A 15,138-nucleotide genomic window follows, 5' to 3' on the forward strand; every position below is an offset into this window, starting at 1 on the left:
ACTATTAACAGGCCGTCCTGCAACAGCAGGACGGCTTTTTTATGGAGTTTTAGGTTTCTATCAACCTATACAAGTATTTTTGGCACCTGCTGCAACATGCTCAACAATTGTGGCAACAGCAATATTTAGCCGAAGGTAATAGTTAATTTAGCCAGTTGTGGTATGGCATTACCGGCCGCATTCGTACTTGTTATAGATTATCACTTTAAAATATATCAGTTCAATACATGCAAGCTACCAGCAGCGATTACAGCGCATTTTTTAATTATACCTACAACGGTAACAACTTTATCAGTTCAGATACACTGCTGGCTTCGCAAAGTCATTTGCTGGCAGCCTTTACCGGTATCCAGAAAAAATATTTTCCCTATGATGACTATCAGCTAAAGATTGGCCTGTTCAGCGAAGAGAACTTTACCGTGCCTTATTATCTGGAAGTGGCCGCATCCGCAAACTTGCTGTCGCCTATTTTCAACAAGGATAATCTGGATATATTCTACAAATCGCTGGCTGCGCTCTTTTCGCTTATTCATATGAGCACCACCCTGAATGGCAAGAAACCAATCAGGGAGGTAGCGAAAGATAATCATACCATTGATTTGTACCTGGAGGATGACCAGATACTGAATGTGCCATCTTTTCACCTTAGTATATATAAAGGCAACCCGGTAATTACCGGCCATATCACCAAAAGCTTTGAAGCGCTGCAGCGGGACAGGGCGGTATCGGGCATCAGCATTACAGGCAGTAACGGGCAAGTGTTAAATGTGCATGCGGCAGATATTATGGCTGCGGCACAGCCCAACCCTTATGCCGACCGTGAGAACCGGGAAACAGTAAGCTATCAGGTACCGGTGTTTGTAAAAAGGGCTACCTTCTTTATTGACAAGAACCGCCCCTGGGAGTGGCATTTTATCCATAACGGGCAGGCCATTAAGGCTGCAATTACTGATAAACGGTTTGAGGTTGCGGTGAATAAGGGCCGTAACTTTCACAAAGGCAGCCGGCTGATTGTAGACCTGAAAAAGATTTCAAAGTGGGATCCCCGTTATCAGCAATACCTGATCAAAGGCTACGAAATCATCAAAGTTTACGAAGGCGATCTGCCGGGGCAGAATCCGTTTCAGCAAAACCTGTTCGAGGCCTGAACAGCTGACTAAACTATTGCTTCCAGTTAATTAAACCGGCTTGTGTAAGATGAAATACGTGCAGATAAGCGCTGATAGTAAATATTACAGCAAATAAGGCAACAGCTACAGTTAATGTATCGATTAAGGTAATGCGTTTCATGCCTGTTGGAGGGCGAAAAGCAGCAATAGTTTAAGGCCTGCGTCTATTACAGTACTTGTTAATAATTTGCTCAAAACGCCATTGCTATCTAAATCTGTATCTTTGTTCCAATTATGCAGGTTACAGTATCTCCCATAGATCAGGGTGTTAAGGGGTATAATAATTACGGGGCATGGCTGCGTAAGAAATACAACGGGCAGCGCGTGTTTAAAGTAATTGTTGATGGCGGCTTTACCTGCCCCAACCGGGATGGCTCCAAAGGCTATGGCGGCTGTACTTATTGCAATGTAGATTCGTTTACGCCTTCCGTTTCCCGCAAGGCGCCTTCGCTGCGCGAGCAGGTGATACAGGGTATGGAGCGGGCGCGTAAAGGTAACAAGGCCGATAAGTTTATTATCTACTTTCAGCCCAATACCAACACCTACGCCCCGGCGCATTACCTCAAAATGATGTATGACGAGGCACTGAGCATTGAACCCGAAAATATTGTAGGGCTTTCGGTAGGTACCCGCCCGGATTGCATTGATGCCGAAAAGATTGCCCTGCTGGAAAGCTATACTGACCGCTTTGATGTAGATCTTGAAATGGGCATGGAATCTATTTACAATGATACCCTGGCGCAAATTAACCGGGGCTGTACGCACGAAGAGCTGTTACGTGCACTGGAACTTACCAAAAACAGCAAGCTGGATACCTGTGTGCATACCATCTTTGGCTTCCCTTGGGAAACGCACGACATGATGCTGGCTTATGCGGATGAAATTAACCGGCACGAACATATCAAGTTTGTAAAGTTTCATCACCTGCATATTGTTGAAGGGTCGGTGATGGGGGTAAAGTATAAACGCGAGCCGTTCAAGCTGTTCAGTTTGCCCGAGTATACCGATTTTTTATGCGAACTCCTGCCGCGTATTCGCCCCGATGTGGTTATCCAGCGCCTTTTCGGCCTGTCGGACCGCGAACTGCTGATTGCCCCTAACTGGCAGCTCAAAAAATCGGAAATACAACATTACATTGATAAGGCGATTTTAGACAGAGGCGTATTACAGGGGGCGGCGCTATAGTAAGCATTTGGTATTGAGCATTTAGGAGAGGTATTTGCACTATCCCACTAAAATTAATTAATTTGAGGCATATCTAAATTGATTACCTGTTGCAAAAAGCTGTACAAACTTATATTCCGGCTTTAACCGGTGTGCGGGCGCTGGCCGCTTATCTGGTATTTATTTCCCATTATGCGTATGTGTTTGATGAAGGTTTTCCCCATGCGCTGCAGCGTTTTTTTCAGGAGTTTCATATCGGCGTAACTATTTTCTTCGTATTGTCGGGATTTTTAATTGCCTTCCGCTATTATGATAATTTTTACCTTACCCGCAGCTGGTTTAAGCAATACCTTAAAAACCGGGTAGCCCGTATCTATCCTATGTACTTTCTGCTTACGGTGGCTACATTTGCTGTTTATTATTTCAGGCCTAAGGCGGGCGTAACGGCAGGTTTCAACCATCCGGTAACCCTGCTGCTTATGAATATCACCTTTATACGCGGCTTTTTCAGCGATCTGAAATTTACAGGTATCGCCCAGGGCTGGTCGCTTACAGTAGAGGAATGTTTTTACTTTGCGGCGCCGGTGATATTTCTGGTAGCACAGCGATACAAGCGCTTTTATATACAGCCCTTATTAGTTACCGGGTTGGGAGCGCTGCTGGTGTTGCTGTTCTGTAACGTTAACTGGTATGGCTTCTTTGGCAATTTTACGTTCATGATGTTGTACACTTTCTTAGGCCGCTGTTTTGAGTTTTTTGCGGGGATACAACTGGCGCTGTTAATTAAAAGGAGGGGTATGGCGCAGGCAGGTAAGTTTAAATTTACCTGCCTGGGTTTTGCACTCATATTTGTATGCGTCTGGCTGTTATCCATTATCAGCATACCTAAAGGGCAGGAGTTTGGATTGCAAACGCCTTGGGGTATCATCACCAATAATTACCTGCTTGCGGTTTCAATCGCTGTGTTTTTTTATGGATTGGTTACCGAAGGCAGTATTCTAAAAAGAATATTAGCGCATCCGTTTACAGAGCTGCTGGGCAAAAGCTCCTATATTTTTTACCTGATCCACCTGGGCTACTTTTATGATTTTATACACGAATGGTTTGAGGCAGCCAATGATAAGGTGTTTACCTGGTATGATCAATGGGGGGTAGACTGGAGCTCACCATTTCAGTATGACAGCCTGAATTTGCTTTATGCATTTATATTACTTAACTGCCTTTCAATTCTGCTGTTTAAACTCGTAGAAGAACCGCTGAATCACTACATTCGTAAGTCTGATTTTTTAATTAAATATCAACCAAAAGTTGTTAAAGATTGATCTGGTTTTATGGCTGGATAACTGATGAGAAACATATGAACATTCGGAAGAAATTAAAATTTATCACCGGTTTATGCTGCTTGTTATTATGCTGTAAGCAGGTGTTGCTGGCGCAGCGGGTAACACAGCCGGTAAACAATGCACCGGTAACGCCGCCCACCAAACAGCAGGTGCAAAAGGCAACTCCTGCGCAAAAGCAGGTAGCTGCCGATACAGAGGAAGATGAGGATGGTGAGGTGGTCATAAAGATAAATACCGACCCTAAAAAGGCCATATTTACCGGTTTAAATGATATTAAATTTAATATCGACCTGAAAAATACCTATAAAGAGCGGCAGGACGGCCGCCTGAACATGCTGGTAACTACTACATTTGGTACTAAGGTTTCTGAAAGCGCTATGGATGTGCACCTGCCGAAGAACGGCAGCAGCAAATTGCACGTAAAGCTGCCTTCGCAGAATGCAGGCTTTTATCAGATCACCTTCCGGTTTAACCTCTCCATGTATGATGATACCATTAAGCGTATTTTTGGTGTTGACCCTAACCAGATAGAGGTAAACCGCAGTAAACCAAAAGATTTTGACAAGTTCTGGGCTGATACCCGCCAGGGATTGGATACCATTGAGCCGCAATACGTAACTACGCTTGATAAAAAGCAATCCACGCCCGGTAAGGACGTGTATCTGGTAGAAATGCACTCGTATGGCGATGCGGTGATACGGGGCTGGTTAACCGTGCCTACCAGGCGCCGCCCTAAGCGTCTGCCGGTTAAGTACCGTTTAGGAGGTTATATTGTAAATCAAAAGCCTACTTTAGGAGATGATGATTTTGCTGTTTTTAATATTAACGTACGGGGCAGTGGCAACAGCAAGGATGCGGTGAGTTATACCGGCGAGTTCAACTTATGGAACATTGAGAACCGGGATAAATATATTTACAGAGGCGTTTACATGGATTGTGTGCGCGGGCTGGATTTTATTACCGCCAACGCCTCAAAGTTCGGGTTTGACCTGGACAGGCTGAACGTGGATGGCGGCAGTCAGGGCGCCGGGCTGGCTATCGCTTTAGCTGGTATGGATCCGCGCGTACGGGCCATTACCAGTGAGCTGCCGTTGTATGGCGATTTGCGCGATGCCGTACGGATAGGCCCGAAACTCTACCCCTACAAGCAATCGCCGATATGGATGTTTACCGACTACATACGGCGCAACAAGAACTTTAGCGAGAAAAAGCTGTTTGCAACTTGGGACTACTATGACCCTATTATGTTTGCACCCAAGGTGAAATGCCCGGTACTGATGGCAGTAAGTTTGCTTGACGAAATGGTGCCGCCTTACTGCAGCTACGCTTTGTTCAATCAGTTGGCTACCAATGAAGCTGAAAAAGAAATTTGGGTGAACCCGGTATTAACGCACGAAGTGGATAACCTGTACTATGGTTACCAATATTACTGGATTAAGGAAAAATTCAGGTTGCCTTAAGAGGTGTTTTTATCTTCACCTTATATTGATTTGTATCTGATATTAGCACACACTTTAAAGCTGTCAACCTTAGCTGCTGTTACATGAAAAAAACTTTTACGCTGCTTTTTATTTCTTTAGGTTGCCTGATGCAAACCACGCAGGTGTATGCCGGCTGGCCTATCGGTAAAAAGCGATTTATGGTAGGCGCAAGTGCCTACACTTATTTTTCAAGCAATTACTGGGACCGTAACGGTCAGTACCATAAGGATAATACCAGCAAGTTCAGCGCTTATTCCCTGGGGATATTTGCCGATTATGGCATTAGCCGTAAGCTTGATGTGCTGGTTAACCTGCCGGTATCCTACCAAAAGCTGCGCCAGCCCGGTGCCAGCACTACCAATGCAGGCCCGGGCGATTTGCAAATCGGGTTGAACTATGCATTTGCAAACTTTAACCTTAAAAATTATATTACCGGCTATGCCGGGGCTATTATACCCACCTATGCACAGCGTGTGGGCCAAACCCTGGGCTACGCTTATTATGGTACCGAGTTCAGGTTAAGTAACACCGGTAACATACGCCTGGGCGATCATAATGGTTATTACAATGTAGATGCCGACTACCGCAAATACTTTGCTGATGATGGCCCTTCGCAATTCAATTATATGGGTACCTTTGGCTATTCTTTCAACAAGTACAATCAGGTACTGGTGGATCTGGCCGGCACAATATCATCCAGCCCTACCAAAGTATTTAACAATTATGCAGGCAGCACGCTGGATTACCGCAATCTGCGCGTGCAGCTTAATTATGGTTATACCGTAAATAGAAGGGTAAGTGTGTACGCTTCTGGCTTCTACACCGTAAGCGGCTTCAACATCGGGCAGGCTTATGGTACAAGTTTGCAGCTATTGCTGCGGTTGTAAGTAATATTTCAATTTGCCTGTACAAAGCGGGTATAATGCGGTTATCTTGTTATCATCAGCCAGCCTGAAATTTTGGGTAAGCCGTCTTCCTTCAAATCAATAATGTAGTAATACGTGCCTGCGGGCAAAGGATTGTTATTGTAGGTACCATTCCAGGGTTTTGGATAACTGATGCTATGGTATACCTGTTGGCCAAGCCGGTTATAAATATTAATATCCGCCTGCGGATAGAAATTGATGTTTTGTATTGTCCATACATCATTGTACCCATCGCCGTTGGGCGTAAATGTGTTTGATAAGCTAATTTTTTTATACACCCTGACAAAAACACTGCTGCTGTTTTCACCACAATTGTTATCTGAAATTGCGTGTAACGTGTAAGTAATATCACTGGTTGGCGTAGCAACTGGTTTTAAAGCCGTGGCATCGCTTAAATAAGTTGCAGGGCTCCAGTAAATATTTATGCCTGCTCCCGTAGCGCTTCCTTGCAGCACAGTGCTTTGTCCTTCAAAAATCCTGATTGTTTGCCCGGCGTTTGCCACCGGCTTTTGGGATACAGTAAGTGTCATGCTACGTGAAATCACATTATCGGGGCAGGCATCGTTACTTACTTCAACGCTGTATTGGGTAGTTGCCGAAGGTGTAGCCACAGGATCTGGAATATCATCGTGGTTTAAACCGGCCGCAGGGGACCATTTAAAGTGTGTGCCGTTGTTGCTTACTACTTGTAATTGCACGGGTACCCCTTCACAGGTACTGGCGTTGGCCATTGGCTGGGCAGTTACGGCAGCAAATACGGTTACCCTGGTGGTATAAAAACCGGGGCAGCCATTCTCCGTAACTTTAAGTGTATAATCGCCCTGATCTGTATAACTTGCGCTGTAACTTACCGCCGGACTATCCTCCGTAGAAAATACAACACCCTGCTGATTGCGCCATTCGTATATAGCGTTGTGTCCGCCGGCAGCGCTTAGCCTTAATGTTTGCCCTGCACATACATTTGTAGTTGTTGCCAGTTGAATATCCGGTTTAGCATAGATCATCAGCGTTAGCGGTTCAGCATAGATGCGGCACTGTTCGGCAGCAATTGATGTTTTATTCAACAGGCCAACACGATACTGGTAACGCCCGGCAGCGGCATTTCCAAGCACTATTTTATAAGTAGCATACTTTTCTCCGTCAATGTTTTTCCATCCTGCCCCATCGTTTTTATTCAGTTGCCATTGATAGTCGGGGTTGGTGTAACCGGTTTGGTCAGATACAAGCGTGTAACTAAAGTTGCCCCCGGCGCAACCAGGCTTTTCTCCATTGTTTTCAATAGTGTTAAATCCGGCCCTGATAAGCGGTCCGCAGGGGCTAAAGGTAATGTCATCCATTGCAATATCATTACCGTTGCCACCCGGCGCCTTGTTATACATTCTGATCACCACATTAGTACCATCAGCAGGAGAAGTAAACATGGCTCCATACTGCTTCCATTGCGGAAGGTCAGTTTCAGCAATATTGCCGGTTTCGCCCTGCGCTAATATTGTGCCTGTTGTGGTTTCTACTACATACCTTATGTTTGGCTTTACAAAGCCCTGCGTGCGGGCCAGCGGCCTTAACAGATTTAAAATATATACCCCGAAAAAGTAACTTGTATTAGGGCAAAGTGAGCTGCCGGGCACTATTTTGGTATAAAACAAACTGGGCTGGTCAGCCGCATTTATTACCATAAAGTAACCAAACTTATTGCCGGTATGGTCATAAGGCAAATTGTGCCAGGTAGCTCCTTTACAAGTGGTGGGCAGCGCATTTTCAAGCGTATAGGTTCCCTGCGGATAATCTATATCCGGCCCGCCGCATTTTAAATTTGAATAGTACAGCTGGGTAGAGCCCACTGGCAGTTCGGGGCCGTTTCCCTCAGTTGTGCCTGCACCAAAAGTTTCATTTAACACCGGTGCACCCAGGCTGCCTGTGCAAGTTTGCGCAACAGCGCAAGATGATGCAGCAATAATTGCTAAAATGATTAAACAAGCATTTAAAAAACGGAGGTGCATCAGGTTTGGCAAAGTGGATATGCCAGGCCAAGTTAAATATATTATTTTGAAAGAAGTAAATGTATTAGTATGATATAAGAAATGCCATCAGGTGCCGAAAAAGTTAAAGCGCCATGCTTTTGAACTATTTAACTTAACTTAATTATCTGGTGATCATACAAAATAAAAAATACCCAGATAAAAAGAAAGAACACAGTGGTACCTACCGTTGCGAATCGCTGGAAAAAACGGTCGGCAGTTGTGGCGTCAATCAGGGGCAATGCGCTTTCTTTTTCGGCACCGTTATTAGCTGCACTATAATTTTTGCGCAGTTTGCGCATTTGCACCATCGTAGTAATAATATCTATCAATGTAAACAGCGTAACCACGGCACCTACCAGCGGAATAATGCCGCCAAACATCGTTGCTTTCTGTAAAAGGTAAGGCGTAGGCGGCATAGCGAAAGTAAGGCCGCAGTATATGCCAAAACCGAAAGCCTGTCCATTAATAAGCCATAACAATCTTGGGCCAAGGCCGGCATCGTAACTTTGTATCTGCTTCCGGCTTACATTGTACAACTCAGAGGGCGGCGAATTTTCGTAGGCCATAATGATAATATCTTATATAGAATAACGCCGGTATATGGAATAAGTTTAGGAGCCGTTAGAAGTTAAATGTCGCGATTTTAAGAACACATAGGCATTAGCTGTAACTTTAGCGTGCGGTGTACAGTAAACAAACTGATGTTCATTTTGTAATCTATGGGTTTATGAAAATATTTATTGTGTTGCTGTTTTTTGCGGCAGGTTGTATTTCGGCACAGGCGCAAACTGCACCATTTTTGAGCTTTAAGGATAGCCGTATCAGATATGAAGGCCGTATTGGCAAAAATGATACTGCCGGCTATGAATTTTACTGGCCGGGTACATCTGCCACAATAAATTTTACGGGTACCAGCATCAGCGCGTTAATGCAGGATGAAAAGGGGCTGAATTTTTACAACATTATTGTTGATAACCATTCACCGGTAAAAATTCAGCTCACTGCGGGTAAAAATTTATATACGCTGGCTGAAAATCTAACTAACGGAAAGCATACCCTGCAACTGTTTAAGCGCACAGAATGGGAGGAAGGCACAACCGTGTTTTACGGTTTTCAGTTGTCCTCAAACGGTAAATTGCTGAAAGCGCCGGCTGTGAAAAAAAGAAAAATAGAGTTCTACGGTAATTCCATCACTTCTGGCTATGCCATTGAGGATACCCTGCTTACCGACGGCGACTCACCCGAAGGAAAGTATAAAAACAATTACCTGAGCTATGCGGCCTTAACTGCACGGCATTTTAATGCTGAATATCATTGTACGTCTAAAAGCGGTATTGGGGTGATGGTAAGCTGGTTCCCGATAATCATGCCGGAAATGTACAACCGGGTTAACCCCAATGATCCCAGTAGCCGGTGGAACTTTGCAGATTATCAGCCACAACTGGTTGTTATCAACTTAGGGCAAAATGATGCCTCTATTATTGGCAACCCCGGTTTAGAGCAGTTTAAGAATAAATTTGGTTCGCAAAAGCCTGATGTGGCAACCATAATCAGTGCTTATCAGCAGTTTTATGGTACCATCCGCAGTAAGTATCCGTCGGCCACAATCATCTGCGCCCTGGGCAGCATGAGTGCCGTACAGCCGGGTTCGCCCTGGCCGGGGTATATACGGCAGGCCGTAGCTAACCTGCACGATCGTAAAATGCTAACTTTCTTCTTTTCGCCGGTGAAAGGCTATGCACATCCACGGGTGAAGGACGACCAGCAGATGGCAAATGAACTGATCGCGTTTATTGATAAGCAGATGAAATGGTAAATGAAAGCTAAGGCCTATACTCGCCGAACATCTTGATAATGGCCTGGTTGCGGTAATTGAAAATCTGATCAATCTGTTTGCCTACCAGTAATTTGTTGGACAAACGGCCTATAATGCCATAGGGGATGGCATAATCTAAAATATCTGTCATTTGTACGCCGCCGGGTACTTCTTTAAAATGATGCTGATGATGCCATAGCGCATAGGGGCCAAAGCGCTGCTCATCTACAAAATAAACCTTGTCTTGCACGTGGGTAATCTCCGTCATCCAGTTGAATTTGATTCCTAACAGGGGCGACACTTTATAAGTAATGATCATTCCTGCATACATCTTGGTTTGCGCTGTATAATCAGAGGTTATCACAAACTTCATCTGCGGCGGGGTGATTTTGGCAAGATTGAGGGGTGACGAAAAGAAATCCCACGCTTCAGCTAAACTGATTGGCATAGTTTGTTCCCACTGCAAATGATAGGTTTTCATGAAAGGCTAACACGCCTGGTGCAAAAGTGTTTAACCGTTTGGCCGTTCTTCGGTTGCCACAGGCAAATCCCTTCTTGACCATTCACTCCACGAGCCAATATACAAGTGAGGTTCCGTAATACCAGCGTAAGCCATGCCTAATAGCGTATGGCAGGCGGTAACCCCCGAACCACAATGTACAATAACATTAGCAGGTTGCACCAGCCCGATTTGTGCCGTGTAGGCGGCTTTTAATTCTTCGGTACTGCGGTATCTGCCGTCAGCATCCAGATTATTGATGTAAGGCAAATTTACCGCTCCGGGTATGTGGCCGGCAATCAAGTCTAACGGTTCGTTATGGCCCAAGTAGCGGGGCGTTTCGCGCACATCAATTACCATGCGGTCAGTGTCTTTTACCGCCTCCCAGACTTCTTCAAGGTTAACAATGCCGTTGTAGCCGGCAGGCACCGGGTAGGTGGCTGTTTCTGGAATGGCAATAGGGTCAGTGCTTAATGAAATACCTGCATTAACAGCGGCCTGTAAACCGCCATTAATCACCTGTACCTGCTTATGGCCAATCGCTTGCAACATCCACCAGAGGCGCGCGGCAGGGTTGGCACCTGCCTTATCATCATAGATAATTACATGAGTTGTGGGGTTGATACCCCATTTTCCTAACGATACAGCAAAAGTAGCAGCATCAGGTAACGGATGCCTGCCGCCATAAGCCGGGTTTTCCGGATGGGCAGCTAAATCATTGTCGAGATCAGCATATTGCGCACCTTGTAAATGGCCTGCCAGGTAGCGCTGGTAACCATCGGCGCCACCACGCGCATCAATAAGTACGGCTCCCTGCTCAACTGCTTTACCTACCTGTTCAATTTCAATCAATGGCGACATGGGCTTTGCATTTATAAATCAAATATATAAACGCAATGCCAATGACCGTAACTTATTACTGAACTATTTTATTAGCGCAGTACGAGCTGGCAAAGGCTTCGGGTTTCGCTTTAAACACAAAGCCCATGCTTAAAATATAACCCATGGCCTCATGCAGCGCCTGGTTGGATTTAAACATGGGGTTGGTATTAATATCGGCATGTACTTCCAGGTCTACATCATATAAATCCAGTAGATCGCAAAGCTGGTAGGCAATATCAATAGAACCCTGTACTTCGCGCAGCATCCGCTCTTTAATGCTCATTTTTTGTGTCGTGCGCTCCTGGTGGATATACATAAAACCGCCCCGCTGCTCACGCAGGAAAACAATAACCGTAGCAAAATCGGTAACTGAGCCTTTAACCTGCGAATCGGTGCCGATACAGACTTTAAGCTTGTTGCCCAACTCAGTTTCACGTTCAATGGTGCGCTCTACTTCTTCCAGAATAGGGGTTTGAAGTACCTCTCCGCTAAATTTTCTCCAGGTCATGATGGTAAGTTTTTAGTGAACTGATGGTTAGCCTTATGGCTTAATAAAAGTAACCAATCCTTCACCTTATAAACGTTACGCAGGCATCATTTATTTGTTAACATTTTGCTTATTATCAACATTTTATATTCCCATTTTGCGTTTTTATGTTACAAAATACCGTCAAAAAATTCAACTACTTTAGTTTGCTATAATCAATATGGTTCAGCATCTTTAAAATCAAATTTCTTATACATGAAAAATCATATAGTATTGTGGCTGGCCATGCCTGCGTTGTTGGCATCTGCCTGCAAAAGCGGCAGCCAGAAAGACGATAGCGATGTGCCTAAGCGCACCGTTTTTTTTGACAAGTCTGGTATGGATACCACCGTTAAGCCAGGCGATAATTTTTTTAATTATGCCAACGGCGCCTGGTCTAAAAAAACCGAGATACCGGCCAGCGAAGTGGGGTGGGGATCTTTTTACACCTTGAATGATGATAATACCAAAAACCTGCACAAGATTCTGGAAGGCCTGCAGCAGGAAAAACAAACAGATGGCAGCAAGGAGCAGAAGATAGCCGGTTTGTATGCGAGCGGTATAGATTCGGCTACCATCAATAAAAAGGGTTATACACCTGTAAAGCCCTTGCTGGATAAGATTGCTGCGATAACAACCGCTCAGCAGCTGATTGATTTTTGCGCCGACGGCTACAGGCAGGGCGATGGATACCTGATGGATTTCTATGTATCGCCCGATGACAGGAACAGTACAAAAAACCTGGTTCATTTTGACCAGTCGGGCCTGGGGCTGCCTAACCGTGATTATTACTTCAAAACAGATTCGGCTTCGGTTAAGATTAGGCAGGAGTATGCAAAGTATATAGCCAGCCTGTTTACTCTTATTGGGGTAGATAAAGGTACTGCCGATAAAAATGCAGCTGCCATACTACAGTTAGAAACCGGTTTGGCCGGTTCGCATTCCACCCCCGTAGAACTGCGCGACCCAATAAAGAATTATCATAAATATGCCGTTGCCGATTTGCAGAAAACTGCCGGCAGTTTCAATATTAAGGATATGTTTAAGCGTATGGGGTTCAGTACTGATACCGTGCTGGTAGGACAGCCTAAGTATTATGCAGCACTGGGTAAAATGTTAACCAGCCAGCCTGTATCGGTATGGAAAACTAAATTGCAGTTTATGGCGCTTAGCCGCCATGCAGGAGCATTAAGCAAGCCTTTTGACGATGCCCGTTTTAATTTTTACGGAAAGATACTGAACGGCCAAAAGGAGCAGCAGCCCCGGTGGAAACGCATGACGCAAAACGTTGACGGCGGATTGGGTGAGCTACTTGGACAGTTGTATGTGGAGAAATATTTTACGCCCGATGCCAAGAAGCGAATGCTTGATTTGGTGAATAACCTGCAAAGCGTGTATAAAAGCCGTATTGAAAAACTGGGTTGGATGAGCCCGGACACGAAGCAGAAGGCAATTGATAAGCTGGATGCTTTTACCAAGAAAATTGGCTACCCGGATAAATGGAAGGATTATGATGATGTAAACATCAAAGCCGGCGACTACTACGGTAACCTGCAGCAGATTGCGAAACATGATTACAATGAAGATTTAAAGAAGATTGATAAAATGGTGGACAAAAGCCGCTGGGGCATGACGCCGCCCACCGTAAATGCTTATTACAACGCCAGCTTTAACGAGATCGTTTTTCCGGCAGGTATATTGCAATTTCCGTTTTTTGATAAGGATGCGGATGATGCCATCAACTATGGGGCTATCGGCGCAGTAATAGGGCACGAGATGACGCATGGTTTTGATGACCAGGGCAGCCAGTATGATAAAAATGGTAATCTGAAGGAGTGGTGGACGCCCGAAGACAACAAGAAGTTCAAGGTTAAAACCGAAGGGATAGCCAGCCAGTATGATAAATATACAGTGCTGAACAATGTACATGTGAACGGCCACCTCACATTAGGAGAAAACATTGCGGATAATGGCGGATTAGCCATTGCCTACCAGGCTTTTAAAAATACCGACGAAGGCAAAGGCGATAAAAAAATAGATGGCTTAACACCCGACCAACGTTTCTTTTTGTCGTTTGCGCAGGTGTGGCGTATTAAAAACCGCGACGAAACCATGCGGATGCGTATCAATACAGATCCGCATTCTCCTGAAATGTACCGCGTAAATGGTCCGCTGTCTAATATCGATGCCTGGTACAAGGCTTTCAATATTAAGCCCGGCGATAAACTTTACCGGCCCGAAAATGAGCGGGTAAAAATTTGGTAGTTATATTTAGCCCATAAACACAAACACGTAGCTACAAAGCCGCCTGCCGAAATGCAGGCGGCTTTGTGCTTTATAACAACTCCGGCTGTTTATTAACTTCTATGTCAGGCTTCCTGAATATCAGCTTACCTAAAATATGAAATATCCATATCAGCAGGCCAATTAACGCCGCAATGATCAGGGCAAAGATAAAGCCTGCCTTAAAGGCGCCTTCAATCAGGTTGCAGCTGGAAAGCATTACGGCTATCAGCAGCACAAATAAGGGCAAAGAGAAATTTTTCATAAAAGTTTATGTTTTGTAATAGGAAGAATTACGCTTAAATCTCAACAACACCAAACCAATAAGTTGGTTTGCATAACACTTACCGGGCCTTTATTGAATATTTGCAGTATACTTAGCTGTTGATACGCTACTAAGAAAGGCATCTTAGAACTGTGATACTTACGCCTAAATTATGAAGATGCATTTCAACACAAATTATCTTATACAAAAAATGCCGGCATTGGTAGTGCCGGCATTTTTTGTTATTTAGGTGAACTATTTAAACAAGCCACCTAACATGTCGCCTATTCCACCGCCACTGTTTCCTGAGAAAGAGCTGTTGATACTGTCGGGTGTGATGCTGTCATCATTTGGATCATTAGCTTTATGAGCAAACTTTTGCAATAGGCCAGGCAAGGCCGCAGCAATAGCGCCGGTTGCTGCAGGTGGCAAGCCAAACTTGCTGCCCAGTGTAGCCACTAAACCGCCCTGAATAGCATTTACTACAGGATTGCCTGATTGCAGACTGCCGGACAATTGCGATAATAAACCACCAGCACCGCCTTGTGCCGCTGCCTGTGTTTGAAGGCCGTTGTTCACATGGCTGGCAATTTCCTGGTTTATGTCATCATGCTGCCCCTGCGGTATAGCGTTTGCTACCTGCGGATTGCCACCAATGTGGTCTTTTACCATTTCTAAAATTTGATCGAACATACTTAGCTTTTAAGAATAATGATTATTGGAGCAATAAGTTTTATTGATAGTGAATTAGAACATAGTATGT

The 15,138-nt window shown here is 44.7% G+C and carries 14 protein-coding genes; 7 read left to right on the forward strand and 7 right to left on the reverse strand.

Annotated features, from left to right (window positions below):
• The first annotated feature begins 227 nt into the window (after positions 1–227).
• The 5 genes from ACY652_RS14035 to ACY652_RS14055 all read left to right on the forward strand — a co-directional run bounded on the left by ACY652_RS14035 (position 228) and on the right by ACY652_RS14055 (position 6,044).
• Positions 228–1,148, forward strand: a complete 921-nt coding sequence (locus tag ACY652_RS14035) for a hypothetical protein (RefSeq protein ID WP_462265010.1) — start codon at positions 228–230, stop codon at positions 1,146–1,148.
• A 255-nt stretch (positions 1,149–1,403) separates the two neighbouring features.
• Positions 1,404–2,354, forward strand: coding sequence for a tRNA modification radical SAM protein MnmL/YtqA (gene mnmL / locus ACY652_RS14040; RefSeq protein WP_462265011.1), 951 nt, complete (start codon positions 1,404–1,406; stop codon positions 2,352–2,354).
• Between the two features lie 89 nt (positions 2,355–2,443).
• Positions 2,444–3,655 carry an acyltransferase family protein gene (locus tag ACY652_RS14045; RefSeq protein WP_462265012.1) on the forward strand — a complete coding sequence of 404 codons (1,212 nt, stop codon included), beginning with the start codon at positions 2,444–2,446 and terminating at the stop codon, positions 3,653–3,655.
• A gap of 35 nt (positions 3,656–3,690) precedes the next feature.
• A complete protein-coding gene (locus ACY652_RS14050; protein ID WP_462265013.1) occupies positions 3,691–5,136 on the forward strand; it encodes an acetylxylan esterase in 1,446 nt (481 codons plus the stop codon).
• 83 nt (positions 5,137–5,219) lie between these two features.
• Entirely contained in the window at positions 5,220–6,044 is an 825-nt protein-coding gene (locus ACY652_RS14055) for a hypothetical protein (RefSeq protein WP_462265014.1), read from the forward strand.
• 41 nt (positions 6,045–6,085) lie between these two features.
• Here the strand turns inward: ACY652_RS14055 and ACY652_RS14060 are convergent, their stop codons facing one another.
• Positions 6,086–8,083, reverse strand: coding sequence for a T9SS type B sorting domain-containing protein (locus tag ACY652_RS14060; RefSeq protein ID WP_462265015.1), 1,998 nt, complete (start codon positions 8,081–8,083; stop codon positions 6,086–6,088).
• Between the two features lie 128 nt (positions 8,084–8,211).
• Positions 8,212–8,670, reverse strand: a complete 459-nt coding sequence (locus tag ACY652_RS14065) for a hypothetical protein (RefSeq protein ID WP_462265016.1) — start codon at positions 8,668–8,670, stop codon at positions 8,212–8,214.
• A 161-nt stretch (positions 8,671–8,831) separates the two neighbouring features.
• Between ACY652_RS14065 and ACY652_RS14070 the strand changes: the two genes are divergently transcribed.
• Complete coding sequence (locus ACY652_RS14070) at positions 8,832–9,920, forward strand: SGNH/GDSL hydrolase family protein (protein ID WP_462265017.1); 1,089 nt, start codon at positions 8,832–8,834, stop codon at positions 9,918–9,920.
• 7 nt (positions 9,921–9,927) lie between these two features.
• Here ACY652_RS14070 and ACY652_RS14075 read toward each other — a convergent pair whose 3' ends face one another.
• The 3 genes from ACY652_RS14075 to ACY652_RS14085 are packed head-to-tail and all read right to left on the reverse strand — an operon-like array spanning position 9,928 to position 11,809.
• Complete coding sequence (locus ACY652_RS14075) at positions 9,928–10,401, reverse strand: SRPBCC family protein (RefSeq protein ID WP_462265018.1); 474 nt, start codon at positions 10,399–10,401, stop codon at positions 9,928–9,930.
• Between the two features lie 30 nt (positions 10,402–10,431).
• Positions 10,432–11,280: a sulfurtransferase gene (locus tag ACY652_RS14080; RefSeq protein ID WP_462265019.1), complete on the reverse strand. Its 849-nt coding sequence runs from the start codon at positions 11,278–11,280 to the stop codon at positions 10,432–10,434.
• 55 nt (positions 11,281–11,335) lie between these two features.
• Positions 11,336–11,809, reverse strand: a complete 474-nt coding sequence (locus ACY652_RS14085; RefSeq protein ID WP_462265020.1) for a ribonuclease H-like YkuK family protein — start codon at positions 11,807–11,809, stop codon at positions 11,336–11,338.
• Between the two features lie 234 nt (positions 11,810–12,043).
• Between ACY652_RS14085 and ACY652_RS14090 the strand changes: the two genes are divergently transcribed.
• On the forward strand, positions 12,044–14,092 hold the full coding sequence (locus tag ACY652_RS14090) for a M13 family metallopeptidase (protein WP_462265021.1): 2,049 nt from the start codon (positions 12,044–12,046) through the stop codon (positions 14,090–14,092).
• A gap of 70 nt (positions 14,093–14,162) precedes the next feature.
• On the opposite strand, the gene ACY652_RS14095 is transcribed toward ACY652_RS14090, so the two are convergent.
• Complete coding sequence (locus ACY652_RS14095) at positions 14,163–14,375, reverse strand: hypothetical protein (RefSeq protein ID WP_462265022.1); 213 nt, start codon at positions 14,373–14,375, stop codon at positions 14,163–14,165.
• Between the two features lie 255 nt (positions 14,376–14,630).
• On the reverse strand, positions 14,631–15,068 hold the full coding sequence (locus tag ACY652_RS14100; protein WP_462265023.1) for a DUF937 domain-containing protein: 438 nt from the start codon (positions 15,066–15,068) through the stop codon (positions 14,631–14,633).
• Positions 15,069–15,138: the final 70 nt, after the last annotated feature.

Origin of the sequence: Mucilaginibacter sp. (assembly GCF_965200995.1) — a bacterium.
In the GTDB taxonomy this organism is placed as follows: Bacteria; Bacteroidota; Bacteroidia; order Sphingobacteriales; family Sphingobacteriaceae; genus Mucilaginibacter.

What these genes read in the sequence shown, in the direction of transcription:
- ACY652_RS14035 (WP_462265010.1), top strand. Translation starts at nt 228, where the DNA reads ATGCAAGCTACCAGCAGCGATTACAGCGCATTTTTTAATTATACCTAC.
- mnmL (WP_462265011.1), top strand. Translation starts at nt 1,404, where the DNA reads ATGCAGGTTACAGTATCTCCCATAGATCAGGGTGTTAAGGGGTATAAT.
- ACY652_RS14050 (WP_462265013.1), top strand. Translation starts at nt 3,691, where the DNA reads ATGAACATTCGGAAGAAATTAAAATTTATCACCGGTTTATGCTGCTTG.
- ACY652_RS14055 (WP_462265014.1), top strand. Translation starts at nt 5,220, where the DNA reads ATGAAAAAAACTTTTACGCTGCTTTTTATTTCTTTAGGTTGCCTGATG.
- ACY652_RS14060 (WP_462265015.1), bottom strand. Translation starts at nt 8,083, where the DNA reads ATGCACCTCCGTTTTTTAAATGCTTGTTTAATCATTTTAGCAATTATT.
- ACY652_RS14065 (WP_462265016.1), bottom strand. Translation starts at nt 8,670, where the DNA reads ATGGCCTACGAAAATTCGCCGCCCTCTGAGTTGTACAATGTAAGCCGG.
- ACY652_RS14070 (WP_462265017.1), top strand. Translation starts at nt 8,832, where the DNA reads ATGAAAATATTTATTGTGTTGCTGTTTTTTGCGGCAGGTTGTATTTCG.
- ACY652_RS14075 (WP_462265018.1), bottom strand. Translation starts at nt 10,401, where the DNA reads ATGAAAACCTATCATTTGCAGTGGGAACAAACTATGCCAATCAGTTTA.
- ACY652_RS14080 (WP_462265019.1), bottom strand. Translation starts at nt 11,280, where the DNA reads ATGTCGCCATTGATTGAAATTGAACAGGTAGGTAAAGCAGTTGAGCAG.
- ACY652_RS14085 (WP_462265020.1), bottom strand. Translation starts at nt 11,809, where the DNA reads ATGACCTGGAGAAAATTTAGCGGAGAGGTACTTCAAACCCCTATTCTG.
- ACY652_RS14090 (WP_462265021.1), top strand. Translation starts at nt 12,044, where the DNA reads ATGAAAAATCATATAGTATTGTGGCTGGCCATGCCTGCGTTGTTGGCA.
- ACY652_RS14095 (WP_462265022.1), bottom strand. Translation starts at nt 14,375, where the DNA reads ATGAAAAATTTCTCTTTGCCCTTATTTGTGCTGCTGATAGCCGTAATG.
- ACY652_RS14100 (WP_462265023.1), bottom strand. Translation starts at nt 15,068, where the DNA reads ATGTTCGATCAAATTTTAGAAATGGTAAAAGACCACATTGGTGGCAAT.